Below are 24,569 nucleotides of genomic sequence, written 5' to 3' on the forward strand. Positions count from 1 at the left end.
TTGTGCTTTGTATGACAGCAAGTTACACTTAAAAGAAGCGTTTAATAACGTGAAAAATTTGATATACATCAGCTATGGGATATTCCATTATAGCATAACTCAGGTTGCGGCTTGAGAGGCTCAGCATCCCTGTTTCTACATTATAATCGGCAATATCTTTATGCAGAATATGATCTTTGGTCACTAAGACAAAGCCATATCGCGTAGTTTTAAAACCACCTTCCCATAAATCGCGATTAATTTCCTTCGTTAAAATTTCAGCTCCATTTGGCGTATCTTCAATATTTCCACTATTCATGGTGTCTCCTACCACTTCAAAGGCCTGATAATAGCCTAACTCAAAATAATCGACACTGAATTCAACTCGATTAAAATGCTCCTGAATACCTGGAATATCTCGGTACCGTTCAATATAAGCCGTATGGGCAGTAAACGGAATCTTAAATACCTCAATATCCATTTTACCTCCTGGAAAAAAAGTAAAGGTATTCCCCCGAGCGTTGTAAAAGATATCGGGAATATGACTCTTAGTTAAGTAGGTAGCTTCACTTTCAAATAAGAGATGAACCCCACTCTTTTGACCTTTCATTGCCTCTTCATGAATCGTTTTGGGTTGGGAAATAAATAAACTCCCTTCTCCATTAACCAACCACTTTCGATTTAGTATCGGAGCAAATGTCACTAATCGATTAAGAAAACTCGTACTGATATTCACCTTGCCATTAACGATTTGTGAAAAAGACGATTTCTTATACCCTAATTTTTGAGCAAGATCCGTGTGATTTTTGGCCAGACCCTCAAAAATAATCCATTTAATAGCCTCATTGAGGCGCTGAATTTTATTCATATCTAAAAATTTTACAAAAAATACACGAACGTTATACGTAATTTTTCATGGTTACTTCAAACTTTGTCCGTACATTTGATTTTATACCTTAATAGCAAAAATAAAGAAAATTTAGCAAAGAATAACTAAATATATTTATAATAATTCAAATATAAATAACAATTATTACATAAATCAAATACACAATATCCTTAAAAAATGATAGATATGACGACAAATTGGCAAGGCGTATCCCAACAAGATTTTTCGCAAGACCTGCTTCAAAAACTAGGAACTTGCATGACGGACAACAACATCTATACCCTTTGGTTGGGCATTATTTGGGAGTCTTCAACACTACGAGGACTTTGGATGCATGTAAAAGACAAAAGCAAAACGGAAAGCGTATTTTCTTCGATTTATAAAAAAACAGTAGTAAACGAAGAGCGAATTCTTCTTGTTATACTAGATAATGCTGATATTGCTCAGCAGATCAAAATGGGTAATATACTTTTTAAAACGAGTTTAATTGCCAGCCACATTATCTATCAAACGAATGCTACTCATCAAGTTAAACCAATTTACAAACCACTTGGGCCTTATATCGCGCTCTACCAAGACAAACAAGCTTTCCTAACTTCATACTGTAATGACTTTGTCGCGCAAAAATATCGCGGTAGTAGTTTGGCCTTTTTAAAATCGTTTACTTACAACCTTGATGTTCTAGAAACAGTGTTATTGGGAATCACAAACACAACGGAGACCTTGACACATCGCTTATTAATACTAGAACAAATTGTACCGAAAATGAAAACGCTATTTGTCAAGCGCGAAGCTGAAGTATACTATATGTTGGATGACTTAGCGCAAGATATTGAAGATGTAGATTATACGATATGGAACGAAGCCTTACTGCGGGTTCAAAAAAAACTGTATCATCTTGTTTTAGGTATACTCGAACAAATAAATGGACAAACAGCTTTCGTTCAACCTAAACGTCAAATAAGAAAGAAGAAAGGCAATCGCTTTACATACAGTGAACAACTCTTGCCTTTATTGAAAACGAATCAAGTGGAGGAAATTTATCAATTTCACGAAATACTGTATTTGCAGCAAAATCAACAGCAAAAACAAGTATTTCTCTTAGTTCTAACCAAAGAAAATCCCAGCAAAACGCTCAAAAAAATTATTGCCACTATTGAGGAAAAACAGGACGATGTTCGCTTTACGCTATTGGCTCATACTCGTCTCTATATTCAAGACTACGTATATGAGTTTTCCGCTTTCTTTAAAAAAATACTTCAACCGAAGAATAGAATTTTTGCCAGTGATTACTACCCCCAAATTCATTGGTATAAAAGCTATATGCAGGATTATAGCGATTTTGTACAACCCTACCGAGATCACTTAGATCAAGTAAATCAAACAATACGGCAAGATTTTAAAACTCACTCTGCTCAAACATTCATTACAACCCAGCAGTTGCATCTGTGTTTAACCACGAAGTTACACCTTTATCTTTTACATCATTTGCACTACCTGCCGCATACCAAAAACCTCAATACGTTGGTCAACCTAACGTTATATGCTAAAAATAAAGAAGCTTCATCCTTTAAAGCACGCTTTGATCAGTTACACCCTCTTGTATTTGCTTATACGGTACAACACAAAAGAAAGAAAAAATATAATCTCGTATTAGACCCAACTATCGTCCAACATTTACAATCCTTCTTCTCTACGATTGAGGTCTAGTCTAAGCACATGCAAAGAAAAGAGAGGATACTACTAGTTGTCAAACCTGTGTAATAGGCTCTTTTACACAGGTTTTTATTTTTTGTATTTTTCTTCAATTGGAAGGTATATTTTCTGTAAAATTTCTTCGTATTCTTTCTCCGCTTGACTTGCAAAGGTAATTCCGCCTCCACTTTTATATACCCATTGTTCGCCTTGTTGTTCGATAAAGCGAATCATGACGGCTGTATCTAAGGTTTCTCCATCAAAAATTCCACAAACACCTGTATAATAGTTACGTTCATACGCTTCAACGGCATCGATAATGGCTACCGTTTTTTGCTTGGGTGATCCAGTAATGGATCCTGCTGGCAACAATTGTCCTAGGAGAGTACCTACTTCCTCTTGCCAGTTTTCTTGTAAATCTCCACTAATCTGCGAGCTCATCTGCAACAAATCTCCCTTAGTAGTTTGCAACCGATCCAAGTAACGAAAGCGATCAACACGTACATTTTTAGCTACAATATTTAAATCATTTCGAATTAAATCCACAATAGTATAATGCTCTGCTGTTTCTTTTTCATCCGATAAAATCAACCGAGAAGCGTGGGGAAGGGAAGCATCAATCGTTCCTTTCATGGGATAGGAATAAATTCGATTCGCTTTAATTTGTACAAATATTTCAGGCGAGAAGCAAACGAATTGGTCTTTCACTGCTAATTTATACTTGGCTTTACTCGCGTGGAATACATCAAATAAACTCCCTTCTAATACAATGGGGGTGGCTAATGTTAAGTTGATTAAATACGTATTGCCTTTTTGGATATGCTGCATTACTTGATTAAACCTAGCCTGATAGGTCTCAAAATCAATAGGATTTACATGGAGATGTGGTTGTTGGAGAGAGGAAGGAATTCGTTGGTTTGTTTTTCCATTAACATAATACGCGATGGTCTCCTGATCCACTTCATCTAAGGGAATAACCTGTCCATTTTCTCCTTTGTAATCTATAAAAAATAAAAAGGGTTTTCTCTCCTTTCCCCATGTATTCATACTTGAGATAATCGTATCTTTGACAGTCATAATCTAATCCAAATTGAAGGTCAAAAATACAAATTGTTTATGAGTCAAAAGAAGGAAATTATAATTATCGACAATCGAGATTCGTTTACCTACAATTTGTATCAAATTTTTGATGAACATCCCCTTTGTAGAATTCACGTGGTGCAAAGTGATCAAGTGCAACTAGAAGATTTAGATGCGTATGACCAATTGGTACTATCTCCAGGTCCAGATGTACCTCGTGCCTATCCTATTCTATTTGACATTCTTACGCGCTATGAGAACAGTAAACCGATTTTGGGCGTTTGCCTCGGTCATCAAGCCATTGGAGAATACTATGGCGCACAGCTATATAATCTGCAGCACGTTTTTCATGGACAAACACGACTTTTATCGCAAACGACAGCCGATTTGCTATTTAATGGCATTCCAGATCCAACACCGATTGGGCTGTATCACTCTTGGGCTTTGGCTTCCCAATCTTTTCCTGATGCACTAGAAGTGACAGCTTTGAGCAATGATCAAATTATCATGGCTTTTCGCCATAGAACAAAAAACATAAGAGGTATTCAATTTCATCCTGAATCGTATATGACGCCTTTAGGTAAACAGATGTTATCCAATTGGATTGAACAAGATAATTAGTAGATACACTACTAATTACTAGTATCTTATACCTTTGCCAATACCGTTATAAAATTCCAAAATCAGGTTTGCAAATTGCAATTAAATCATAAATCTTCTGCAAAATATTGCCTGACTGAATGTAAAATGGTAAATTCAATGTTTTATTGGCAAAAAAACAAGTAGATGAAAGCTGGAATTATACAAGATCCTAAGGTTCAGAAATACCTTCCCTATTTAGGTGCTTTAGCAATTTTTATGCAAGCTTTAGATGGTACAATTCTAAATACAGGGCTTCCTTCTATTGCTAAGAGTTTAGGTGAATCGCCTTTGGAAATGCAGAGCATTATTGTTTCGTACACCTTAACTGTAGCTTTACTAATTCCCTTAAGCGGATGGTTAGCCGATCGCTTCGGGACCAAGCGTATTTTTATTTTGGCGGTGGCGTTATTTACCCTAGGATCGCTTTTTTGTGCGTTATCGAATACATTAAACGAACTCATCTTTGCTCGTATCTTTCAGGCTATTGGAGGTTCTATGATGGTACCTGTTGCACGACTTACCCTGCTCTATGCTTATCCTAAAGACCAGCTTTTAAAAATCATCAACTTCATTACGATTCCCGCTTTAATTGGTCCAATGTTAGGCCCAACCGCTGGAGGCTTTTTAGTTGAAAAGCTTTCCTGGCATTGGATTTTCTTAATTAATCTACCAGTAGGCATTATCGTCATACTACTCGCGCGTTCTATTATCCCCAATTTCACCAACAAAGTGGAGCGCTTTGACTTGATGGGTTGGATTTTCTTTAGTGGGGGATTAACCGTCCTAACTTTGGTTATTGAACGTTGGAATTCTCCAACGCTAACGGTATTTCAATTGGTAGGACTACTCCTCTTGGCTATATTACTCATTGTTACTTATATTGTCTACGCTAAGCGAACCACTCGCCCTTTGATTAAGCTCGATTTATTTAAAATAAAAACGTTAAATATTGGCTTAATCGGTAATTTAGTTACGCGATTTGGAATTGGAGGAATGCCTTTAATGATTCCGCTTTTATTGCAATTGGGGTTTGGATATTCAGCTTTTTACGCGGGTCTGATGATGATTCCTCAAGCTCTTTCCAACTTAATTTCCAGAAACTTTGTCATCCCTATTGTTAAGCGATTTGGCTATAAGAAAACCTTAGTTTTTAATACTATTGCTACGGGTGTACTCATTAGTCTGTTTTTCTTTGTTAACCAGAATACGCCTTTCTTTGTTATCATTTTACTTATGGTGTGCAACGGTGCTTTTAATGCCGTACAATTTACCTCTATGAATACCATTTCTCTTGCAGATTTAGATCACACGACCTCAAGTGATGGGAATAGCTTATTATCCGTCACGCAGCAGTTGGCTATTAGCTTGGGAATCTCTATTTCAGCCATGTTTTTACAACTCTTCAGAGGCAGTACCATTGACGCTCCTGATCATCCTACGGCAGTTTTTAACTACACCTTTTTAGTTATGGGTATTTTAACCATCTTATCTAGTGTGGTTTTTATGAAGCTCGATAAAAATGACGGGGCAAGTTTAGCAGGTAGACAAGATTATGATTCATCTAAAAAATAAACCTCAAACTTTTCAGTCTGAGGTCCTGCAAATTAATATAAAACAACATAACTAACTAGTTATAACGACTGCATTAAAAGCATAGAAGGCGCATGATTCAACCAGATACTTCTCGTTTCAATCAACTTCTTCCAACTATCTAAGGTAATAAGCATCAGGTCAAATTCTTCAATAAAATCTTTTGATACGACCTTGTTACTTACAATGCGTATATGATTGGGCTTATACTGTTCGATAAGTCTGATATTTTCTTTAAATTCCGTATGATTCTCCAATTCTCCTGTCGCGTCTAAAATCGATACTTGTACCTCGTTATTGCGAATCATCTTTTGTGCATATGGCAACAATTTAAGGTCAGCCTTGCTAAAAATAGGCAAGAACACCTGCTCTAATTTTTCAAAATCTTTATTAATTAATATCCCTAGTGGTATTTTAGTGCGATTCATAATTTGTTGGGTACGTGCATTAAACCATGAATTCTCAAATAACTTCTCCCTTCCTGTCACTTTATTTAATAAGACATCGGGGTTGATGATTCGCGTGGTAAAACCAAGGATATTTCCAAGCACAGAACCACGATAGATGGAATATCCCATTTCAATCAGCAATAAATCACAGGTTTCTTGATGTACCATACCTACAACATCACTTTCAATATCATTGGACACTTTGTAATAGGTTTGCACTTCTTGATCCATTTCTGTTGCTTGTTCTTGTACAGCTTCGAATATTTCCTCTTCATAATCTTGGGTATTAAAGGAATTTAGCTCCTGGCTATCAATCATGTGCATAGCCGTAATACGAGTATCCACACTAGATTTTCCCGTAAAGGCATTGGCCAACTTCATTAAGGGAGCTAGGCTCAGCTTATTTTCAAAGAACAAGAACACTTGATATTTTCCGATGATGACGCCTTTGTGTTGAGGTTCGTCCCCTAAAGGACCAAAAATCTTAGCAATTAAATCGAGTAAAGGCCCCGTCATAAAGGTTGTTGCTAAGGCCATAATCACCATCATAGCAAATACTTCTCCTGTCATTACACCTAAGTCAAAACCGATATTTAAGACAATAAGTTCCATAAGCCCCCGAGTATTCATCAATGCTCCAATGGTCAAGCTATCCCGCCAATTGATACCGACGAATTTGGCGGTAATTGCACTTCCGACAAACTTTCCAACCGTCGCCACAAGGATAATGAGTCCAGTGATTTTCCATAAATACGGTTCATTTAACAAACCTATTTCTGTGCGCAATCCCGTATATACAAAGAATAAAGGCAGAAATAAAACAACAGCCACATCTTCCACTTTTTCGATAAATATGGTTCTAAACTTCATATTATCCGGCATAATAGCACCTGTCATAAACGCACCAAACAAGGCGTGAATACCAATGACCTCGGTGCAATAAGCGGAGATAATTAACGTCAACAAGAAGATAGCTACCGTTCCTTTCGTCAACAATTTGCTATTCCCTTGGTATTTGGCGATACGTGCCAGAAAGGGGCGCACGAGCTTAAGCATAACAATAACGTAGAGAAAGGCTAGTGCAATGATATAAAGCGAGCTAACAAAGCTTCCTGCTTGTACGATAGCAATAACAGCTGCTAGTAAACACCAAGCGGTAATATCATCTGCTGCTGCACAAGTGATAACAATGGTTCCTATTCGCGTTTTTTGCAATCCTCTTTCTTGGACAATCCGCGCTAATACAGGGAAAGCTGTAATACTCATCGAAATTCCCAAGAACAGTCCAAAGGAGAGAAAATCCACTCCATCGGGCGCAAATGATTCAAAGATATAGTAAGCCAAAGCCATTCCCAAGGCAAAGGGAATCACAATACTCGCATGACTAATTAAAACGGCATCATGCGCTTTATTTTTTAGAATTTTAAGGTCGAGTTCCATTCCAATCACAAACATGAAAAGAATCAATCCAATTTGACTCAAAAAGCTCAGATTACCTAGGGACTGAGTGGGAAACATCACTGCAGAGAACTCGGGAAAATAGGTTCCTACTAAAGAAGGTCCTAAAGCAATCCCAGCAATAATTTCACCAATAACCGAAGGTTGTCCAATTTTTTTACATATCCAACCAAATACACGAGCCACCAATACGATGGTTACAATTTGCGCTAAGAGTAGAGCTAACGGACTTTCGAGATTGTGTATTAACGTTTGAAGAAAATTCTCCCAAGCTGTGTTTTCTGACACCACTGCTTTTGTATTAACTTCTAATTTTGATCCTTGGGTAACCACCCAGTAAATTAGCGCTGTACATCCACCAATAATAGAAACATAAAGTAGGGAATTTCTGTATTTAGACATAGTAATTGAGGTTTTTATTTCAGAGACAAAACTCTGAAATATATAGATTCCTCCCCTCTTACCTGAGTTCAAACGAAGCTTTCTTGTAATGAAACGCTAAATTCTTGTAATGAAAAAACAACACCTTCACTTGAAAGGCCGTTTTGTTCTCACAAAAACAAGCTCTCCCTTCTAGGATGAACTTAAATCTTGTCTAAGAAATCAGTCTTAAATGTTACGCCAAGTGTCAATTCTAAGGGTTTTCCTTGTTCTGTTATCAATTGAGTCGTAATCAAATCATGACCAAAAAAGCGCACAATTTTTAAGGCAATAATTTCTCGTTTATTGATGCGACAAAACTTACTTGCAGGCAATACTTCTACCAATTTGTCCAGTGCAATATTCTTGGCGATGAGCTGTTGATTTCCTTCTAGAGTAATTTCTTTATCTCTACCGTCACTATCACAGGTCTTGATGTAGAGTATATCATCAAACTGTAAGATAGCTTTCCCTTTATTAGAATTAATAGTCAAAGACATATTTTGCTCTAAGGGTTTTAGCTGACGCATAGCCTTGTGGATAGCCCGTTGCAATCGCTCTTTTTTAATGGGTTTCGCGATGTAATCAATCGCATCCACTTCAAAGGCCTCCAACGCATATTCTTTATAGGCTGTTACGAATATCACTCCTTTGTTGTTGAGTAATTGAGCAACACTAAGTCCATCCATTCCCGGCATATTAATATCGAGAATAGCCAATTCAAAGTCCAAAGAAGGAGCTTCTTCCAGAAATTGAGTAGGATTATCAAATACTTTAACCACTTCAATCTCGGGAATCTGTTCACAGAGCATTTTTAGGTATTTTAATCCCAGTAACTCATCATCTAAGAGTATACATTTTAGCTTTGAAATCATACAAATTAATTTTTAAGTGCATGGAGTGTACTTGTTCGTCTTCCGATTTTTCCAACTTATAATAGGGACCATAAATGAGATGAAGTCGCTCGCGTAAGGCGGATAATCCATAACCTCCCTTTTCTTTTCTCAAGGACCCTTTGGATGACTTTTTATTCGAAACAACCAGGTCAAACTGTCCTTTCTTTACTTTAAACAGAATGGTAATAAAAGCGTCATTCCCTGTTAAATCAGCATGTTTAAATGCATTTTCAATTAGCTCTACGCAGATTAACGGAGCCACCAAATCTTCCGTGTACAAAGCCTCTACTTCACCAATATTCGAACGAACATCCAGGCGAAAAAGGGGGTTCAACTTTATTTTATTGATATCAATCAAGCGCAAGGCAAATTCGTGTTCCTCTTTTAAGGTCACCAATTTTCGTTGACTATCGTATAAAATATAATCTAAAACCCCTGCCATTTTATCTAAGGCATAATAGGTTTGATAAGCATGTGATTGAATAGAGTTTAAAATATTCTTAAACAAATGAGGATCCAATCTCGATTCCAAATTTTCCAGCTGTAAATATTTGATTTTAGTATCAAACAAGTCCTTTTCTTTTTCAAAAGCCACTCGTTGCTTATTGTACTGAAATAAAAAGTACAATAAAATCCCCACGATAACTAGCAATAAAAAGATGATAAAAAGATATAAGTACTCCATGTTTCTCTTTTAGCTTGTCCTTTTTGAATCTTTGTTTTCCTTACTTCTTTTATTGCGATAAACGACAAGTTTCGGGAATTTCATTTCATCATTGAGAACAAATGTACAGTTTTTATCCTTGGGTTGGATGAGATGTGGTGAGGTTGGGTGAGATTTGTAAGCTAATTATTCTAGGTATATGCTATTAATCAAAAGCCAAACACCAAAAGACGAAAAAACGAAATCAAAAAAAGAGAAGCTTTTGAGCTTCTCTCTCTTCCCCCTAGGGTGTATGTTCTATAGTGCTAAACTTAAAATTCGATTTTAGCAATTTTGAATTCATCTCCTCTTTTAATCAAGTGAAACTTTTCAACGGTTGCACTTTTTTCATACTGTACATCATATTCGAATTCGAATTCTTTAATTTTATCTTTCTTGTTTTCTTCGGTCATATCGCCCTCTTTAAAAACGGCTTTAATAATATGTCCTAGTTCTGCTTCTCTCGCTTTCAATTTAGCATAAAACTCCGCTTCTGTGGTTGTTTTAAAAAAATCCTCATCGAGATATTGTTTCAAATCGTTATACTTTTCTTCTCCTAAATTATAATAATACCAACCTATTAAAGTTTTTCCTGCATTTTCATCTCCCAACGCTCTACTGTTTTTTGTTTCTTTACAACTAACGAGTAGGAAAACGCTACAAATAATCACAAATAAGTTTCTCATAAAAAATATGGTTTATAGTTAATCAATGCTTTTCTGCCTCTATGCTTTATGCTGGAAGCACTTTAAAGTTAAGAAAAATTTATGATTTTAACAAAATAAAAAACAACATTTATTAGAAACTTTTCTTCTGAAAATAATAGGTATAAACCCAAGTGAGGGTAAAAGTTGGAATAATATCCAGTCCAGGAGACAATTCTTCAATAAAATTGACCAATGCGCCGACTTTTCCTACTTTACCTGGATACATTTTAGCTAGTATAAATGCAGATATAGGAGCCCAAATCACATCGCTAAATTCACCTAGTCCAGGAATCAAATAACTGGCCATCCCAATTAGATCGAGAAACAAACCAATAAACAATTGTCTTGTTTTTAGGGGATTTTGCTGATTTTGTTGCTGTTGCATGAGAACTCTATTTCAATTTAGAAGCGTAATGCTGTTTAAATTTATCTACTTTGGGTTTTACGACTAGTTGACAATACGGGTTTTCTGTTCCTTTGCGCTCAAAGTAATTTTTATGGTAATCTTCTGCCTCATAAAAAGTTGGTGCAGGGCTTACTTGAGTAACAATGGGCTGGTCAAATACTTTCTCATCGCGTAAAATTCCGATATATTCTAGCGCCATTTCTTTTTGCCCTTCGTCCACATAAAAGATTTCACTTCTGTATTGGGTACCGATATCTTCACCTTGTCGATTTAAGGTAGTTGGATTATGGGTAGCAAAAAAGATTTCCAATAGTTCCATAAAACTCACTTCCTGTTCGTTATACGTAATTTCAATGGCCTCTGCGTGTCCTGTTGTCCCTGTACAGATATCTTCGTACGTTGGATGTGCTTTTGCTCCTCCGATGTAACCAGGAACGGCATCAATTACCCCTTTTAAATGCTTAAATACCGCTTCTGTACACCAGAAACATCCTCCTGCTAGTATTGCTTTTTTCATGTATCTTTTACTTTACTACTTCTTTTTACTAGGTCTAAGTTATTAATAATCGGTGGAAGTCAATCGTCATTTGAAATATTTTTCCCTTTTTAATTTTTAGTTGAGGTAAAACATTGTTATTTTGTATTCAATCAAAGAAAGTATTATGATACGAGCAACGAATATTAGAAAATCATATGACCAATTAGAAGTTTTAAAGGGGGTTGATATTCACATTAAGGAGAGAGAAATCATATCTATTGTGGGGGCATCAGGCGCTGGAAAAACGACCTTACTCCATATTTTAGGTACATTGGACAAGCCTAGTATTCAGCCCAACAGTTCACTATTTATCAACGATACGGATGTGTTAAAACTCAACGACAAAGAAATTTCTAAATTTCGGAACCTCAATTTAGGTTTCATCTTTCAATTTCATCAGCTTCTGCCCGAGTTTAATGCCTTAGAGAACGTGTGTATTCCTGCTTTTATTGCTGGAAAAGACAAAAGAGAAACAGAACAGGAAGCTAAAAGATTATTGGATTATTTAGGTCTATCTCATCGCTCTCACCATTTTCCGTCTGAATTATCAGGAGGAGAACAACAACGCGTGGCTGTAGCTCGAGCGCTGATCAATAAACCGAAAGTGATCTTTGCGGATGAACCATCGGGTAATTTAGATACTAAAACCGCCGAAAATCTTCATAATCTCTTCTTTCAGTTGCGAGACGAGTTTAATCAAACCTTTGTAATTGTTACCCATAACGAAGAATTAGCCGATATGGCGGATCGCAAATTAATCATGACCGATGGACTAATGCATCACGCTTAGTTGAAAAAAACAATATAAAAAAAGGGTAGCACTCTTTTGAGACACTACCCTTTTTAGCCAAAGAAAACTGCTTATTTCTTTCTTAAAGTCAATTTCACTGCATTGCCTGGAATCATACTATCTAAGTATAATGTTCCTACAATTTCTCTACTTGTATAGCTTGATACTTTAAAGTAGTATACAAGTCCTGAACGCTTTCCTGTCATCACTAACGTACTTGAATTGTGTAACTCATAGTAACGCAAATCATCAACGAGGTATAAAACAGGGTTATATTTTCCCATATTTTTAGCCTCAGCCTCCATTTTATCCGATTTAAACTTCATTTTGATCGAATAATCCTGTTGTCCATCTTCATATCCTCTCCATTCACCGTAGAAAATATCCAAGCTAATGTTTACATTCGTATCATCATCGTCATCGTCGTCTCCGCCACCAGTACCTGGATCTGCATCAACTACACGCTCTAATTGCCCAGTTTTACCTGTTTTGAAACCATCTTTGGCAATAATCTCTACATCCAATAAATTGGCTGTAAATTTTGAAATAGTGATAACGCCGTAATCTTCATCTCTTGTGCTTCCATCTACTAAAGTTAGCTGTACTCGATTTCCTTTTACATTATACGTCCCACTTTTTGTTTCTCCTCCTTGCGTAAAAGTAAAGTTCATGTCTTTTTTAAATTCAAAAACTGCATCTACATTAGCAGGAATAAACTTCCATTTCCCAGTTACCACTGCATCAACATCATCCTCTTCCATAAAGCGAATTTCTACTGTATTACTGGTTTTAAATCCAGCTTTTTGTGCATAAACTTTAAAACTCGCTGGAGTTTTAGAAGTAAAACTAGTTGTATTTAATGCTTGTTCATTGATAAACAATTTTGCATCCGTTACAACGCTTCCTTTTTCGTCTACCACTTTAAAAGTAACCTCTTCGTTAATAAAGGCATCTTTCGTACTTGCCGTTAATTTCAATGTAGGCAATTTAGACGTTGGTGGTGGATTATTTGGATCAACAGTATTATCATCCCCTTTACTACAACTCGTTACCATAATGCATAGCAACAGAAGGACATTTAATAGTCCGGCTTTTTTTAAACTCATTGTGTGTGTTTTTAGTATAATTATAATTTTAATTTTTGCTGGGTATTATTGTTTTTTATACACCAAATAGCTGGTATATGTTTTTCCTGCCAAATAGGTTTCTACTTCTAAGTAAAGGGTCCTTTTATCCGCACTAAACGAAAAAGTATATTCTTTACTTTCTACGGTATTTGTTCCTTTTAATTGGTACTTGTCTCCTCCTACCTTCGTCCATGTTCCTACTGTAACCCCATTAGACGTACAATTAACTGTATTGTCCACTTCGGTATAGTAGTCATCATCACTGCCAAAAATCTGAATACCTGATGCGCTTTTTTTACTTGCAGTCGCTTTGTATTTTACGCGTTCTTGGCTATAGGTTTCATGAGTATATTGTTCTTTTCCAAACACGTACATCTCTTTGAGGTCACAGATTCCCAACGTAACTAAACGGTCATTTTCAATCTTTTCTCTCAATCTCCAAATGCCGATAACGTCATCTTTTGTTCCCACTGTAGTATCGTCATTTTTATTACAGCCCAGTAACAAAAGGGATAGGGTGATGATAGCGAAACTTCCTGCTCTTTTCATGTCTTCTAAGTTTATTGTACAAATTTTATTCCCACACTTACGATATTCGCACTTAAGCCATCATTACGATCATAGTAGTTGTATCTGATTTCCAAGTTTTTTAAAGCAAATCCACCAAGAGATGCTTTGCTAAAGGGGTTGTTGTACACAAGGCCTCCCCCATATTGATGGCTATCGAAAGCAGATAAATCATAATCCGAGGTGTAATACTTTTGTTTGGACGTATGTTGACCAAAAGGTGCAAAATACTTCGCTTCACTTTGGGTATAAAAGCGATACATCGGAAAGAGGGTTACGCGTTCAGATAGTTTCACTGGAAATTCGACACTTAGTGTATGTGAGCGCAATTCCCAATCATCCGTATAAAAGCGATAATAGCTTCGGATGCTCAACCAATTGTTGACATAGTAATTCAGGCGCATACCGATAGGCAATTTAAAACGCGTATCAGGCAAGCGTTCCACATCATCTGCCAGGCGATATACTTCTGTATTTTCTGGTGAATCATACACGGGGATATAATTGGGTGTTCCAATATAATGGGCGGTTTTATCCGCGAAGTAGATGCGGTGGTAAGGAGTTGAGAGCAATCCTTTTTGATACAATACATCCGCAAATACTGCCACTTGCATTTTTTCCGTTAGAATTTGAGCTGCAGATAAGGTAATAGCATAGGAGTTTCGATTTCGACTATCAAAAGCTTTAAATCGATCAGGAAGATATTTAGTAGAGACATTTCCATTTTGGTCATAGATTTCTACATTGGCAAAGTATCCTGCATTTTGAAAATTAGTTCCATACGTATGGAATTCATCCAATTCGGTTGGGTAAAACGGTTTCCACGTATCAAAATAAGCGCTGGCTTTAATACCCACTTCTGTATTTTTCTCGTTGAATAATTGCGTTACCCCTATACCAGCTCCAATAGATTCATAATCAAATTCACGTGCAACAGCGGCATTCACCGTTAAAATAGTATTTCGATCGGCGGAGCTATGGCTATAACTGGCCCCTAAATTGTATAAAACATCTTTGCGTGAAGGTCCTGTTGACGCATACCAAGGGCTACCATATTGTTGAGTTTTGGTACTTTCAACCGAAGTAGCACCCGTAGAGGCACCTGTTGCATTGACTTGCGTAATTTGCCTACTCATAAAAGGGTTGATATTACTCGAAGATGCTGAAGTATAGGCAGAGAACCCCACATCAAAGGATAGTACACCATTGAAACTAACAGGAATAGACAAGAGCATATTTCCGGCGTAATCATCTAATTCTTCCGTACCGATACCGCCGTTTACTGCCGAGTGTTTTCCTTTTTGATCATAGTAACTCCCCAAAAAGTCTAGCTCGATAGCCTCAAGCACTTTCTTTTTATAGGTTGGAGTAACTGGATTTTCTTGGGCCGATAACAATCCTGAGACACAAGTCAAGGACAGTAAGCTAATGAGTCGTTTTTTCATTGTTCCATCAATTAATTACATCCACAACCTCCACCTGTTTTTCCTCCATTAGCGCCAGAAGCTCCTTCCCTATACACCTGAAAATTAGTTTCATAGCGTTCACAGGGATGCGCACTTAATACCATATCTGGATCGTTAATGTATTGCTTCTCATATTCCTTAACCGTCTGGCAAGACGCGAGAAGCAAGACAAAACATCCGGTATAAAATAGTTTTCTCATTGTTAAATCGTATTGGTTTTAATATTGTTTGAAGTAAATACACGAGCTTGATGATCCACGATGACACAGCGTACACTGGGAATCTGATTAACAAAGTGCAAGCCACTTTCAATCCCCATAACTGCGACAGACGTTGAGATGCCGTTAGCCAATTCTGCCATAGGAGCAAAGACTGTAACACTGGCAATTTCCGTTGTAGGAACACCAGTACGCGGATCGATGATATGGGAATATTTTTTTGTCCCGATTTGGACGTATTTTTCATACGTTCCCGACGTTACCACAGCACCATCTTGAAGTGGAAAAGTGGCAAATACTTTGGTTTTATTCAGTGGATTTACAATTCCCACAGTCCAAGGTTTTCCATCGGGTTGTTTGCCCCAAACGGCCATATCTCCTGAAGCATTAACGATCCCCGCTTGTACCCCTTGCGCGAGTAGAAACGCTTTGGCACAATCAGCAGCATAGGCTTTTCCTATCGAGCCAAAGCCCATTCTCATCTTTTTTTCCCGTAAAAAAATCGTTTGTTTATCGCGATCCACTTGGATCTTTTGGTATCCTACATGGCGAATGGCCTGTTTTAATTCTACCGTGGACGGGAGGCGTTTCATACTTCCGTCATAAACCCAAACTTGATTTAATCCCGCCATTGTAATATCAAATGCCCCATCCGTAAGACGAGAAAAGTTCAACGCTCGTTCAGTGAGCTGTATCAGTTCAGATGGAACTGATACAGGTTGTATCCCTGCCTGACTGTTAACAGCAGAAACAGGAGTATTTGGCGTCCACTCTGAGAGCAGATCTTCTATGCGTTTCATTTCTGCGATAGCGCCATCGATCCACACATTTGCCTGGGTTTCTTGGTCCGCGACTAAGGTGAGATCAAACTGACATCCCATGAGAAAAAACGCTCGAGTAAAGATTGAAGACATCGTAAGGGAAATAAAAAATCAGCTGGTAAATAGTTTGATTATTAGCGAATAAAAGCGTTTAATTTCTGGATATAAGCCGAAGGTGTATCTTTAGAATACCCCAGTTTTCCTAGTACTTTTCCCGTCGAATTCAATACAACAACCAGCGGAAAATAGCCCTCTGGGTTATATTTATCTGCCAATTGGCTGTTCTCTTTCTTGGCATCTGCCGTTAGCTTGGATTTCTTTAAAAAATCCGCCTTATAGAACACCCAATTCTTTTTTTCTTTGTCAAAAGCATCAGATTGAAAAATTTCTTTATCTAGCTTTATACACGGCGCGCACCAATCCGAACCAGCAAAGACTAAAATGATATTTTTCTCCTCACTCGACGCTTTTTTTAACGCCTCATTAAACGTTTGACCAAAACAGAACTGGGTCAATACGAAGGCACAGCCTACATAAAATTTTCTCATGGTTATTTTGAGCTTAACAATTCTACTAGAGTTTTTTTTTTCTAGAATTCCTTCTCAAAGTCTCCCCTACTTCTTCTTTTTCTCAAGGCAAAAGGAAAAAAATTCCATCCTTATGAAATTAAATAACAGCAAGTTAATCCCTATAATTTTGTTAATTATAAATCAAGACCAGGTGAAGAATCTCTTAATTTTGAGCGCAAATATAGCCTTATTTAGACCAATTAAAAACTAAATGCCTATATTTTATTCACAAAACATCATTTTTATTCGATTTCATCCATTTTTAGCCTCTTTTTTAGGATAAAAAGCATTTAATTTTCTTAAAAAAAACACCTCTTTTTTTTGTTTTACAAATTCTTATCTTAAATACATCTAACTATATTCTATTTTTTAATAAAAATTTAATACAAAACAAAATAATCACCTTAACAGCATTCTAAAATAAAGTTAAAATAATTGCATTTTTTATTTTTAATAAATCTAAATAAAACTATATTTGCACGAAATTTCACGGGATTTATTCACCTCATATTCATTTTATGAAAACAAAATTACTGGTTTGCCTTGCGTTTCCATGTCTCGTTTTACATGCCCAAGACAAAGACACCCTTCAACTAAAACAACTCAAAGAAGAATTAAAAAAAGAAATTATTGCTGAACTGAAAGAAGACAAAGAAAAAGTATTCAGTCTAAGCAACTTCACCCTCAATGGCTATGGTGCGGTTAATTATTACAACTATGGTCGTTTTGATACAGATCCCAATATCAAGAACAAATTCGATGCTGAACGTTTAAACCTTTACCTCGGGTATCGCTTTAACGATTGGATTACATTAAAAACAGAAATTGAATTTGAACATGGGGGTACTGGTTCTACAATTGAGCTCGATACACAAGAAGAATTTGGAGAATACGAGAAGGAAATTGAGTCTGGAGGAGAAGTAAAACTAGAGCAGATTCACCTTGATTTCAAAATCCGCCCGTATTTCAATATCCGTGCTGGACGTATGAAATTGCACCTAAGTTTAGCTCAAAATCTCGACCGTCCGACGCAGTATTTTACGACGTACAAACAAGAAATGGAGAATGAAATGTTACCGTTGGGATGGTATGAAAATGGAATTCAGTTCTATGGAACCTTTCTTAACAACCGCTTAAGCTATGAATTTTCCATTACTAATGGACTAGATGCGACAGGCTTTAGTTCAAGAAACTGGATTAAAAGAGGGCATCAAACGCGATTTGAAATGTCGGTAGGTAATAGCTTAGCTTACTCTGCGCGATTGGATTATAAATTTGGAACAAACCGCAATACGTTTGCAGGGGTTTCGGCTTATATCAATGATGCTGCTGCCAATAGACCTAAACGAGATATGGATGTTTCAGCTTATGTAAGCATTCTAGAAGCACACGTGAGCTATGATGAACAATACTTAAAGTTTAGCTCGGTCTTTTTGTATGGAAATATTGAAAATTCTAACATTGTCAGCCGAAAAAATGCCAACCTATCGAATAATCTAGGGGTAAAACGCACGCCGGTTGGAAAGAATATGATTGGTTTTTCAGGAGATATTGGATATGAAGTTTTACACTTCTTCAACCCAACTACTTCACAAAAACTCTACCCTTTTGTTCGCTATGAATACTATGACACCATGCATGAAACAGAGGGTGCTGTTGTGCGTAAACCTCGTTGGGAACGCAGCGTTTGGACGAGTGGTATCAACTGGTTTGTTCATCCAAAAATTGTCGTAAAAGCACACTATGCAACGCGTCGTTTAGGTTCTTACCACTTTGATCCTGTTACTTCTTTAAATACAGGAAACAAACAAAAAGAAAATACCTTCTCTATGGGTATTGGATTCACCTTTTAATTATAAGAAAAACAAATAACACGTAATCATGAGAAACAAATTTTTAACTTTAGGATTGGTTGCTACATCATTTATGATGATGAATTGTAGCAATAATGATGATTCATCTACAGACACCAAAAGAGAGGACTTGTATTCGGTAGTAATTTCTGACTTAACCTCAAGTGTGGTAACAGAAACGTACCGCGATTTAAATGACAAAGCCAATGCTTTGCGCAAAGCCATCAACAACTTTAACAGCAACGCTACGGATGCCAATTTAGAATTAGCAAAACAAGCGTGGATTGATACAAGAAAACCATGGGAACAATCGGAAGGATTCTTATATGGTCCAGTTGATACAGAGGGAATTGACCCTGCTATGGATACTTGGCCAGTAGATGTAGAGGCGATGAACAACATCTTAAAAAGCAACCAAGCGATTACTGCTTCTTTGATCAGCTCCAACAATGAAGCTCGTGGGTTCCACTTAATTGAATTCTTACTATGGGGAGAAAACGGAACTAAAAAAGCAGCGGATATTACTGCTAGACAAAAAGAATATTTAAAAGCAGCAACAGAGGATTTACAACAAAACACACAATTGCTTTACGATGAATGGAAAGTAGATGGTGGAAATTACGCTGCTGTATTTAACTCGGCTGGATTAAATTCTACAAAATACCCTTCTAAAGCAGCTGCGTTAGAGGAAATTGTAGACGGTTTAATTACTATTGCAGACGAAGTTGGAACAGGTAAAATCGAGGATCCTTTAAACTCAGAGGGAAGTACTCCTTTTCCTGAAAAAGAAGAATCTCGTTTTAGCAACAACTCTAAACGCGATTTTGCTGACAATATGAGAAGTATTGAGAATATCTATTTGGGGCAATACAATAAATCTGTAAAAGGATTATCTGAAATTGTTGCACAAGATAATAAAGCATTAGATACCGAAATTAAAGCAGCTATTACAGCAGCTATTCAAGCAATTGAAGGCATTCCTGGTACGTTTACAGAAGCGATCTACAGCCATAGACCTGAGGTAATTAAAGCACAAAATATCGTAAATGACTTGTCTACTTTATTAGAATCTAAATTAAAACCGTACATCAATAGTCTATAAGACACTTGAATCGTTCATCCTATAAAAAGAATACACAATACCCTTGTGTATTCTTTTTTATTCACCCCTTTCGATTTTTTACAACCATGAAATATCTTTCCCTTTTTGGCTTACTGTTTTTGTCTCCCCTATTTATTTCTTGTTCTAGCGATGATTCCGCTGATTACAAAGAACTACCTTCTTTATTGGAACGTCAATTAGCTGGTGGAGAAACTACGGTATTCATCAATACGAGTAATGCTTATGGAACCCCTGCAGCGAATCTAGTTGGGGCTGACTTAGCCTTGCATTTAACAGGTGATTTACTCTTTGAATCGGTTTATGTGACTCCTCCGAATAAGGTCAATGGTGGTTTAGGACCTATTTTCAACAATTCTTCTTGTATTTCATGTCACCCCAAAGATGGTCGAGCCCCCTTCCCTACTGATCTCAACACGAGAAGTGGTTTTTTTATGCGCGTTAGTTTACCTGGTATAGCGGAAAATGGAGGTCCTGTTCCTGTTCCCGGTTTTGGTTTACAAATCCAAAATCAAGCCGTATTTGGTGTAGAGCCTGAAGCACAATTTCACGTTACTTACTCTACTATCGTAGAAGAATTTGCCGATGGAACAAAAGTAACCCTACGCAAACCGCACTATAGCTTAGTCAATGGGTATATTCCTATTCCTTCTGCGATTCTTATATCCCCGCGTGTAGGTTCTCCTGTATTTGGTTTAGGTCTTTTAGAGGCGATTCCTGAAGCGGATATTTTAGCACAAATTGATGCGAATGACGCCAATCAGGATGGAATCTACGGTAAGGCAAATTATGTTTATGATGTGGTGAGCAAACAAACGAAGTTAGGTCGTTTTGGTTGGAAAGCCAACACTGCCACGCTATTAGAACAATGTGCAGCAGCTTTCAACAACGATATGGGAATTACCAACTACGTATTTCCGTATGAAACGGGCTATGGGCAAACCAACGGAGATGACGGCTTACAAGCAGGTCTTGAAATTTCAAACGATATTGTCGATGCAGTAACTTTTTATACGCAAACGTTAGCCGTACCTGCCTCTCGTTTTTACGATAATACCAATGTACGCAATGGTGCGCGCATCTTTGAGGAAATTGATTGCGCCAAATGCCACGTACCGAAACAAAAAACAGGTCCTAGCCCAATCAAAGCCCTCGCCTATCAAACCTTTTATCCTTATACTGATATGCTGTTACACGATATGGGAGAAGGTTTAGCAGATAATCGCCCTGATTTTATGGCCAACGGACGCGAGTGGAAAACAAGACCATTATGGGGTATTGGCTTTCAATTCTTAGTCAACGGACATACGCAATTCTTACACGACGGACGAGCAGCCAATCTTACCGAAGCAATTTTATGGCATGGTGGAGAAGCTCAACGCGCAAAAGATAGATTCAAACAGCTCTCAAAAAAGGAAAGAGAAGATCTCTTGGCGTTTTTGAATTCACTTTAAAGGCAAAAATTAATCTTGCATTTTAATTCCTACCTTTACGGTATGAATCAAACGGAACTCAAAGAATTTTTAGACGAGAAGGTGTTGTTGTATAACAACCCTTCTTTTATTGTAGATGACCCTGTACAAATTCCTCATTTATACACCCAAAAAGAAGATATTGAAATTGCGGGTTTCTTAAGTGCCACCATCGCTTGGGGCAATCGCAAGATGATTATCAAAAATGCGCATAAAATGATGGCGCTCATGGGCAATTCACCCTATGATTTCGTGATGCATCACAACGAAGATCACTTGGACGCATTGGAAGGTTTTGTACACCGTACCTTTAATAGTGTTGATTTAGCTACATTTATGCAAGCACTACAGCATATTTACCGCAATCACGGAGGGTTAGAAGCCGTTTTTAGTGATTCATCTCTTCCGCTACAAGCGCGCATCTCGAAATTTAAAACTATCTTTTTTGAGATTCAACATCAACAACGCACTCAAAAACACATTTCAGATCCGCTGAAAGGTTCAGCAGCGAAAAGAATCAACATGTACCTCCGTTGGCTCGTACGCAATGATAATGCAGGTGTTGATTTTGGATTATGGAAAGGTATCTCTCCTAGTGAATTATCGTGTCCTTTGGATGTGCACTCAGGGAATATGGCCCGTAAATTGGGTATGTTAAAACGCACACAAAACGATGCCAAAGCACTTTTGGAACTCGATACAGCTTTGCGTGAATTGGATCCAATCGATCCTGTGAAGTATGATTTTGCGTTGTTTGGATTAGGGGCGATTGAGAAGTTTTAAGAAGGGTTATGGGTTATGGGTTATGGGTTATGGGTTATGGGAAAATTCGCTAAATAAAAACAAGCTACCAAAAAAACGATTATTATCTAGACTGTTTGTCACCTTGAAAATAAAAAGATTCTCTCCTCTTATGTCATCCTGACAAAGGAAGGAGAAAGGTTGCATCCGTTATATCCACGCAATATCCAAGCACAAAAAATAGGTTAAGGAACAAGACTTGACTGATGCGATGCTTCCTGCGTCAGCATGACACAGTCGTGTTACTCCGTTTGGGGGTATGAGTGAATCTGTAAGTATCATGTGATAGCACACGCTAATGCTTGTCTTTCCAAACGATTCTACTCTATTACTTTGTTTCAGGCAAAATCATATACTGTTCCAAAAATGTACAAAAGTACACGTATTGTTCACCAGCACCTCCAATGTCTGTATCACGATTGTAATTTGTTCTGTTTTTTATCAATCGAATATAGGCTTTATAGCACTTGTCTTTTTTATCCTTTGCCTCAGTTTTTACTAATCTACTGAAGGATGCTGTCAACGCTTCTTTTTTAATTAATCGAACCAAGGGCCTTCCTTCATTATACAAACGTACATAATGCTCAAAAAAAGCCTCCTTTTCACCGTTCGCTAACCTCAAGTCTAAGATATAATCGTCATACAAATTTTTGAATAGTTCAACGGATTCATTATCCTGTTCCAGTGTATGTATTACTTTAGCAAATAATGCTTGATCTACTGTACGGGACTGTCCAAAACTAGCAGTAAAAACACATATCATAAATAGAGAAAGTAAAATAGTGTATTTCATTGTTGTTTTTGATTAAAGTAACTTTTCTTTGTCCTTTACTGAACGGAACTCTACTACTTGTTTTTTACTTTTTTTTATCAAAACATCTTGTAGAGGCTATCAAATATGCCTTACTTTTTTGCTTATCTTATGAACAACGTTTTCATTCGTTTATACTCATAATTTCCCAATTTTACGGAGTACAGCATTTAAAAACAAGGTATCTTGTTCATAATTTACTCGGATTTTATCTACCAGACGTTGATTCATCCTTGACCCATACGCATCCATAAAAAATACATGATCTTTATAAGTGAACCAATACCATTCGATGGGTGGTTTATAATATACAGCGGTATCGAATATAATATCTAACGAATCGATAACCGTTTGAGCCTTGTTTTTATTTAATTTGTGCCAGATTTCAACATTTATATGCTTACTTTTTCCTTCCATGTTTTCTTTTATTCCAAAAACATACGCACTATCTAGCTGTTCTTTAAAATCCCATCCAAACCGATTTTCTAAAAACGCCATTCGAGAACGCACGATAAAGTCCTCATTTGTTCGAAGGGGCATCATAGAAAACGCAGGAATTGTATCCGATTCAAGATTAAAACCATAAGCACCAATATTGTACTTCCTTTCTAGTGTAGTGTCTATATTTTGCACGGTCTCAGTACCTATTTGTACGCCAATTTTTTCCTTCTTTTTACAGGATGTCCCAATCAAGCCTGCCATACTGATAAGAATACAAAAAGTTAGTTTATAGTTCTTCATTATCCGATTTAATTAATTACTATTTACAACCCTATACAACATTCCCCTATACACAAACCAAAACAATGACGCTTGCAAAAACACCTCATAAATTGTTGATTTAATAGGAAGTAGATAAATATATATATATTTCAACAAAAATAAAATTCATTTTTACTTCTTTCACGCTTCGTTTTTCTCATTTTTGTAATTAGCTTTTTTAAAAAACTAATCTAGAAAGGAAATATACCTATTAACTGTATGGTGTGTCCATAGTAAGTCCATTAAAATGCCATTTTTAATAGACTTACCCTGGACAGACCTTGAACACAAAATACACTCATTCTCTAGATTGTATAGGTTGGGTTTAAATGATGAATGATGATTTACACGAAAACCAAAGAACCAAACTACAAAAGCCAAACAAAAAAAAGGATTAGCCATGCAGCTAATCCTCTTTCATTGAAAAAACATTAATCTTATAGTAAAAACGAACTACATATCCATAACAATAAATTCACTTCGTCGGTTTTCTTGGTGTTGCTCTTCACTACATTTCACTCCATTACTACAGCTATTCACCAACTGAGTTTCACCATAACCTCTTCCTGTTAAACGACTCGCTTCTACTCCTTGTCCAATCATCCATTGGATAGTGGCTTGAGCACGACGTTCAGACAATTTTAGGTTATACGCATCGTTTCCACGACTATCCGTATGGGAGCGTACATCCAACTGAATCGTTGGGTGTTTGAGCAATACATCCACTACTTTCTGTAATT

25 protein-coding genes are annotated in these 24,569 nt (G+C 36.9%); 8 read left to right on the forward strand and 17 right to left on the reverse strand.

Annotated features, from left to right (window positions below; genetic code table 11):
- Positions 1 to 28: 28 nt before the first annotated feature.
- Complete coding sequence (locus tag ACLJX0_RS10405) at positions 29 to 847, reverse strand: hypothetical protein (RefSeq protein ID WP_410880245.1); 819 nt, start codon at positions 845 to 847, stop codon at positions 29 to 31.
- Between the two features lie 207 nt (positions 848 to 1,054).
- Here ACLJX0_RS10405 and ACLJX0_RS10410 point away from each other — a divergent pair, with 207 nt between their 5' ends.
- Positions 1,055 to 2,578: a hypothetical protein gene (locus ACLJX0_RS10410; RefSeq protein ID WP_410880247.1), complete on the forward strand. Its 1,524-nt coding sequence runs from the start codon at positions 1,055 to 1,057 to the stop codon at positions 2,576 to 2,578.
- 75 nt (positions 2,579 to 2,653) lie between these two features.
- On the opposite strand, the gene ACLJX0_RS10415 is transcribed toward ACLJX0_RS10410, so the two are convergent.
- Positions 2,654 to 3,640 carry an aminodeoxychorismate synthase component I gene (locus ACLJX0_RS10415; RefSeq protein WP_410880249.1) on the reverse strand — a complete coding sequence of 329 codons (987 nt, stop codon included), beginning with the start codon at positions 3,638 to 3,640 and terminating at the stop codon, positions 2,654 to 2,656.
- A 39-nt stretch (positions 3,641 to 3,679) separates the two neighbouring features.
- Here ACLJX0_RS10415 and ACLJX0_RS10420 point away from each other — a divergent pair, with 39 nt between their 5' ends.
- Together ACLJX0_RS10420 and mdtD are read left to right on the forward strand one after the other, a co-directional pair.
- Positions 3,680 to 4,264 carry an anthranilate synthase component II gene (locus tag ACLJX0_RS10420; protein WP_410880251.1) on the forward strand — a complete coding sequence of 195 codons (585 nt, stop codon included), beginning with the start codon at positions 3,680 to 3,682 and terminating at the stop codon, positions 4,262 to 4,264.
- Between the two features lie 165 nt (positions 4,265 to 4,429).
- Entirely contained in the window at positions 4,430 to 5,857 is a 1,428-nt protein-coding gene (mdtD, locus tag ACLJX0_RS10425) for a multidrug transporter subunit MdtD (protein WP_410880252.1), read from the forward strand.
- Positions 5,858 to 5,916: 59 nt separating this feature from the next.
- On the opposite strand, the gene ACLJX0_RS10430 is transcribed toward mdtD, so the two are convergent.
- The 6 genes from ACLJX0_RS10430 to msrA all read right to left on the reverse strand — a co-directional run bounded on the left by ACLJX0_RS10430 (position 5,917) and on the right by msrA (position 11,431).
- Positions 5,917 to 8,184 (reverse strand): cation:proton antiporter, encoded by a 2,268-nt coding sequence (locus tag ACLJX0_RS10430; protein ID WP_410880254.1) that lies wholly within the window; start codon positions 8,182 to 8,184, stop codon positions 5,917 to 5,919.
- Positions 8,185 to 8,366: 182 nt separating this feature from the next.
- A complete protein-coding gene (locus tag ACLJX0_RS10435; RefSeq protein WP_410880255.1) occupies positions 8,367 to 9,077 on the reverse strand; it encodes a LytR/AlgR family response regulator transcription factor in 711 nt (236 codons plus the stop codon).
- Positions 9,043 to 9,783, reverse strand: a complete 741-nt coding sequence (locus tag ACLJX0_RS10440) for a sensor histidine kinase (protein WP_410880257.1) — start codon at positions 9,781 to 9,783, stop codon at positions 9,043 to 9,045. Before ACLJX0_RS10440 ends, ACLJX0_RS10435 begins: the two co-directional genes overlap by 35 nt.
- Positions 9,784 to 10,073: 290 nt before the next feature.
- Positions 10,074 to 10,487 carry a hypothetical protein gene (locus ACLJX0_RS10445; RefSeq protein WP_410880259.1) on the reverse strand — a complete coding sequence of 138 codons (414 nt, stop codon included), beginning with the start codon at positions 10,485 to 10,487 and terminating at the stop codon, positions 10,074 to 10,076.
- Between the two features lie 112 nt (positions 10,488 to 10,599).
- A complete protein-coding gene (locus ACLJX0_RS10450; RefSeq protein WP_410880261.1) occupies positions 10,600 to 10,893 on the reverse strand; it encodes a hypothetical protein in 294 nt (97 codons plus the stop codon).
- Between the two features lie 7 nt (positions 10,894 to 10,900).
- Positions 10,901 to 11,431, reverse strand: coding sequence for a peptide-methionine (S)-S-oxide reductase MsrA (gene msrA, locus ACLJX0_RS10455; protein ID WP_410880263.1), 531 nt, complete (start codon positions 11,429 to 11,431; stop codon positions 10,901 to 10,903).
- A 145-nt stretch (positions 11,432 to 11,576) separates the two neighbouring features.
- Here msrA and ACLJX0_RS10460 point away from each other — a divergent pair, with 145 nt between their 5' ends.
- The gene (locus tag ACLJX0_RS10460; RefSeq protein WP_410880265.1) at positions 11,577 to 12,242 is read left to right on the forward strand and encodes an ABC transporter ATP-binding protein; all 666 of its coding nucleotides are present in this window, start codon (positions 11,577 to 11,579) and stop codon (positions 12,240 to 12,242) included.
- Positions 12,243 to 12,313: 71 nt separating this feature from the next.
- Here ACLJX0_RS10460 and ACLJX0_RS10465 read toward each other — a convergent pair whose 3' ends face one another.
- The 6 genes from ACLJX0_RS10465 to ACLJX0_RS10490 are packed head-to-tail and all read right to left on the reverse strand — an operon-like array spanning position 12,314 to position 16,989.
- On the reverse strand, positions 12,314 to 13,348 hold the full coding sequence (locus ACLJX0_RS10465) for a hypothetical protein (protein WP_410880267.1): 1,035 nt from the start codon (positions 13,346 to 13,348) through the stop codon (positions 12,314 to 12,316).
- Positions 13,349 to 13,393: 45 nt separating this feature from the next.
- Positions 13,394 to 13,918: a hypothetical protein gene (locus ACLJX0_RS10470; RefSeq protein WP_410880269.1), complete on the reverse strand. Its 525-nt coding sequence runs from the start codon at positions 13,916 to 13,918 to the stop codon at positions 13,394 to 13,396.
- A gap of 11 nt (positions 13,919 to 13,929) precedes the next feature.
- The gene (locus ACLJX0_RS10475; protein WP_410880271.1) at positions 13,930 to 15,381 is read right to left on the reverse strand and encodes a DUF3570 domain-containing protein; all 1,452 of its coding nucleotides are present in this window, start codon (positions 15,379 to 15,381) and stop codon (positions 13,930 to 13,932) included.
- Between the two features lie 11 nt (positions 15,382 to 15,392).
- Entirely contained in the window at positions 15,393 to 15,602 is a 210-nt protein-coding gene (locus ACLJX0_RS10480; protein ID WP_410880273.1) for a DUF4266 domain-containing protein, read from the reverse strand.
- Positions 15,603 to 15,604: 2 nt separating this feature from the next.
- The gene (locus ACLJX0_RS10485; RefSeq protein ID WP_410880275.1) at positions 15,605 to 16,534 is read right to left on the reverse strand and encodes an FAD:protein FMN transferase; all 930 of its coding nucleotides are present in this window, start codon (positions 16,532 to 16,534) and stop codon (positions 15,605 to 15,607) included.
- A gap of 41 nt (positions 16,535 to 16,575) precedes the next feature.
- Entirely contained in the window at positions 16,576 to 16,989 is a 414-nt protein-coding gene (locus tag ACLJX0_RS10490) for a thioredoxin family protein (RefSeq protein WP_410880277.1), read from the reverse strand.
- A gap of 539 nt (positions 16,990 to 17,528) precedes the next feature.
- Between ACLJX0_RS10490 and ACLJX0_RS10495 the strand changes: the two genes are divergently transcribed.
- The 4 genes from ACLJX0_RS10495 (at position 17,529) to ACLJX0_RS10510 (ending at position 22,238) form a co-directional block, all read left to right on the forward strand.
- A complete protein-coding gene (locus tag ACLJX0_RS10495) occupies positions 17,529 to 18,863 on the forward strand; it encodes an autotransporter outer membrane beta-barrel domain-containing protein (RefSeq protein ID WP_410880279.1) in 1,335 nt (444 codons plus the stop codon).
- 28 nt (positions 18,864 to 18,891) lie between these two features.
- Positions 18,892 to 19,965, forward strand: a complete 1,074-nt coding sequence (locus ACLJX0_RS10500) for an imelysin family protein (protein WP_410880281.1) — start codon at positions 18,892 to 18,894, stop codon at positions 19,963 to 19,965.
- Positions 19,966 to 20,051: 86 nt separating this feature from the next.
- Positions 20,052 to 21,437 carry a di-heme oxidoredictase family protein gene (locus tag ACLJX0_RS10505; protein WP_410880283.1) on the forward strand — a complete coding sequence of 462 codons (1,386 nt, stop codon included), beginning with the start codon at positions 20,052 to 20,054 and terminating at the stop codon, positions 21,435 to 21,437.
- A 42-nt stretch (positions 21,438 to 21,479) separates the two neighbouring features.
- A complete protein-coding gene (locus ACLJX0_RS10510; protein ID WP_410880285.1) occupies positions 21,480 to 22,238 on the forward strand; it encodes a TIGR02757 family protein in 759 nt (252 codons plus the stop codon).
- Between the two features lie 346 nt (positions 22,239 to 22,584).
- Here the strand turns inward: ACLJX0_RS10510 and ACLJX0_RS10515 are convergent, their stop codons facing one another.
- The 3 genes from ACLJX0_RS10515 to ACLJX0_RS10525 all read right to left on the reverse strand — a co-directional run.
- Positions 22,585 to 23,049, reverse strand: coding sequence for a hypothetical protein (locus ACLJX0_RS10515; RefSeq protein WP_410880287.1), 465 nt, complete (start codon positions 23,047 to 23,049; stop codon positions 22,585 to 22,587).
- 156 nt (positions 23,050 to 23,205) lie between these two features.
- Positions 23,206 to 23,808 carry a hypothetical protein gene (locus ACLJX0_RS10520; RefSeq protein ID WP_410880289.1) on the reverse strand — a complete coding sequence of 201 codons (603 nt, stop codon included), beginning with the start codon at positions 23,806 to 23,808 and terminating at the stop codon, positions 23,206 to 23,208.
- A 474-nt stretch (positions 23,809 to 24,282) separates the two neighbouring features.
- A partial coding sequence (locus ACLJX0_RS10525; RefSeq protein WP_410880291.1) for an OmpA family protein occupies positions 24,283 to 24,569 on the reverse strand: 287 nt, incomplete at its 5' end.

This window comes from Myroides sp. DW712 (assembly GCF_046557355.1).
GTDB lineage: Bacteria > Bacteroidota > Bacteroidia > Flavobacteriales > Flavobacteriaceae > Flavobacterium.

Excerpts from the sequence above, each read along its gene's own strand:
- ACLJX0_RS10405 (WP_410880245.1), bottom strand. The coding sequence starts at position 847 with ATGAATAAAATTCAGCGCCTCAATGAGGCTATTAAATGGATTATTTTT.
- ACLJX0_RS10410 (WP_410880247.1), top strand. The coding sequence starts at position 1,055 with ATGACGACAAATTGGCAAGGCGTATCCCAACAAGATTTTTCGCAAGAC.
- ACLJX0_RS10415 (WP_410880249.1), bottom strand. The coding sequence starts at position 3,640 with ATGACTGTCAAAGATACGATTATCTCAAGTATGAATACATGGGGAAAG.
- ACLJX0_RS10420 (WP_410880251.1), top strand. The coding sequence starts at position 3,680 with ATGAGTCAAAAGAAGGAAATTATAATTATCGACAATCGAGATTCGTTT.
- mdtD (WP_410880252.1), top strand. The coding sequence starts at position 4,430 with ATGAAAGCTGGAATTATACAAGATCCTAAGGTTCAGAAATACCTTCCC.
- ACLJX0_RS10430 (WP_410880254.1), bottom strand. The coding sequence starts at position 8,184 with ATGTCTAAATACAGAAATTCCCTACTTTATGTTTCTATTATTGGTGGA.
- ACLJX0_RS10435 (WP_410880255.1), bottom strand. The coding sequence starts at position 9,077 with ATGATTTCAAAGCTAAAATGTATACTCTTAGATGATGAGTTACTGGGA.
- ACLJX0_RS10440 (WP_410880257.1), bottom strand. The coding sequence starts at position 9,783 with ATGGAGTACTTATATCTTTTTATCATCTTTTTATTGCTAGTTATCGTG.
- ACLJX0_RS10445 (WP_410880259.1), bottom strand. The coding sequence starts at position 10,487 with ATGAGAAACTTATTTGTGATTATTTGTAGCGTTTTCCTACTCGTTAGT.
- ACLJX0_RS10450 (WP_410880261.1), bottom strand. The coding sequence starts at position 10,893 with ATGCAACAGCAACAAAATCAGCAAAATCCCCTAAAAACAAGACAATTG.
- msrA (WP_410880263.1), bottom strand. The coding sequence starts at position 11,431 with ATGAAAAAAGCAATACTAGCAGGAGGATGTTTCTGGTGTACAGAAGCG.
- ACLJX0_RS10460 (WP_410880265.1), top strand. The coding sequence starts at position 11,577 with ATGATACGAGCAACGAATATTAGAAAATCATATGACCAATTAGAAGTT.
- ACLJX0_RS10465 (WP_410880267.1), bottom strand. The coding sequence starts at position 13,348 with ATGAGTTTAAAAAAAGCCGGACTATTAAATGTCCTTCTGTTGCTATGC.
- ACLJX0_RS10470 (WP_410880269.1), bottom strand. The coding sequence starts at position 13,918 with ATGAAAAGAGCAGGAAGTTTCGCTATCATCACCCTATCCCTTTTGTTA.
- ACLJX0_RS10475 (WP_410880271.1), bottom strand. The coding sequence starts at position 15,381 with ATGAAAAAACGACTCATTAGCTTACTGTCCTTGACTTGTGTCTCAGGA.
- ACLJX0_RS10480 (WP_410880273.1), bottom strand. The coding sequence starts at position 15,602 with ATGAGAAAACTATTTTATACCGGATGTTTTGTCTTGCTTCTCGCGTCT.
- ACLJX0_RS10485 (WP_410880275.1), bottom strand. The coding sequence starts at position 16,534 with ATGTCTTCAATCTTTACTCGAGCGTTTTTTCTCATGGGATGTCAGTTT.
- ACLJX0_RS10490 (WP_410880277.1), bottom strand. The coding sequence starts at position 16,989 with ATGAGAAAATTTTATGTAGGCTGTGCCTTCGTATTGACCCAGTTCTGT.
- ACLJX0_RS10495 (WP_410880279.1), top strand. The coding sequence starts at position 17,529 with ATGAAAACAAAATTACTGGTTTGCCTTGCGTTTCCATGTCTCGTTTTA.
- ACLJX0_RS10500 (WP_410880281.1), top strand. The coding sequence starts at position 18,892 with ATGAGAAACAAATTTTTAACTTTAGGATTGGTTGCTACATCATTTATG.
- ACLJX0_RS10505 (WP_410880283.1), top strand. The coding sequence starts at position 20,052 with ATGAAATATCTTTCCCTTTTTGGCTTACTGTTTTTGTCTCCCCTATTT.
- ACLJX0_RS10510 (WP_410880285.1), top strand. The coding sequence starts at position 21,480 with ATGAATCAAACGGAACTCAAAGAATTTTTAGACGAGAAGGTGTTGTTG.
- ACLJX0_RS10515 (WP_410880287.1), bottom strand. The coding sequence starts at position 23,049 with ATGAAATACACTATTTTACTTTCTCTATTTATGATATGTGTTTTTACT.
- ACLJX0_RS10520 (WP_410880289.1), bottom strand. The coding sequence starts at position 23,808 with ATGAAGAACTATAAACTAACTTTTTGTATTCTTATCAGTATGGCAGGC.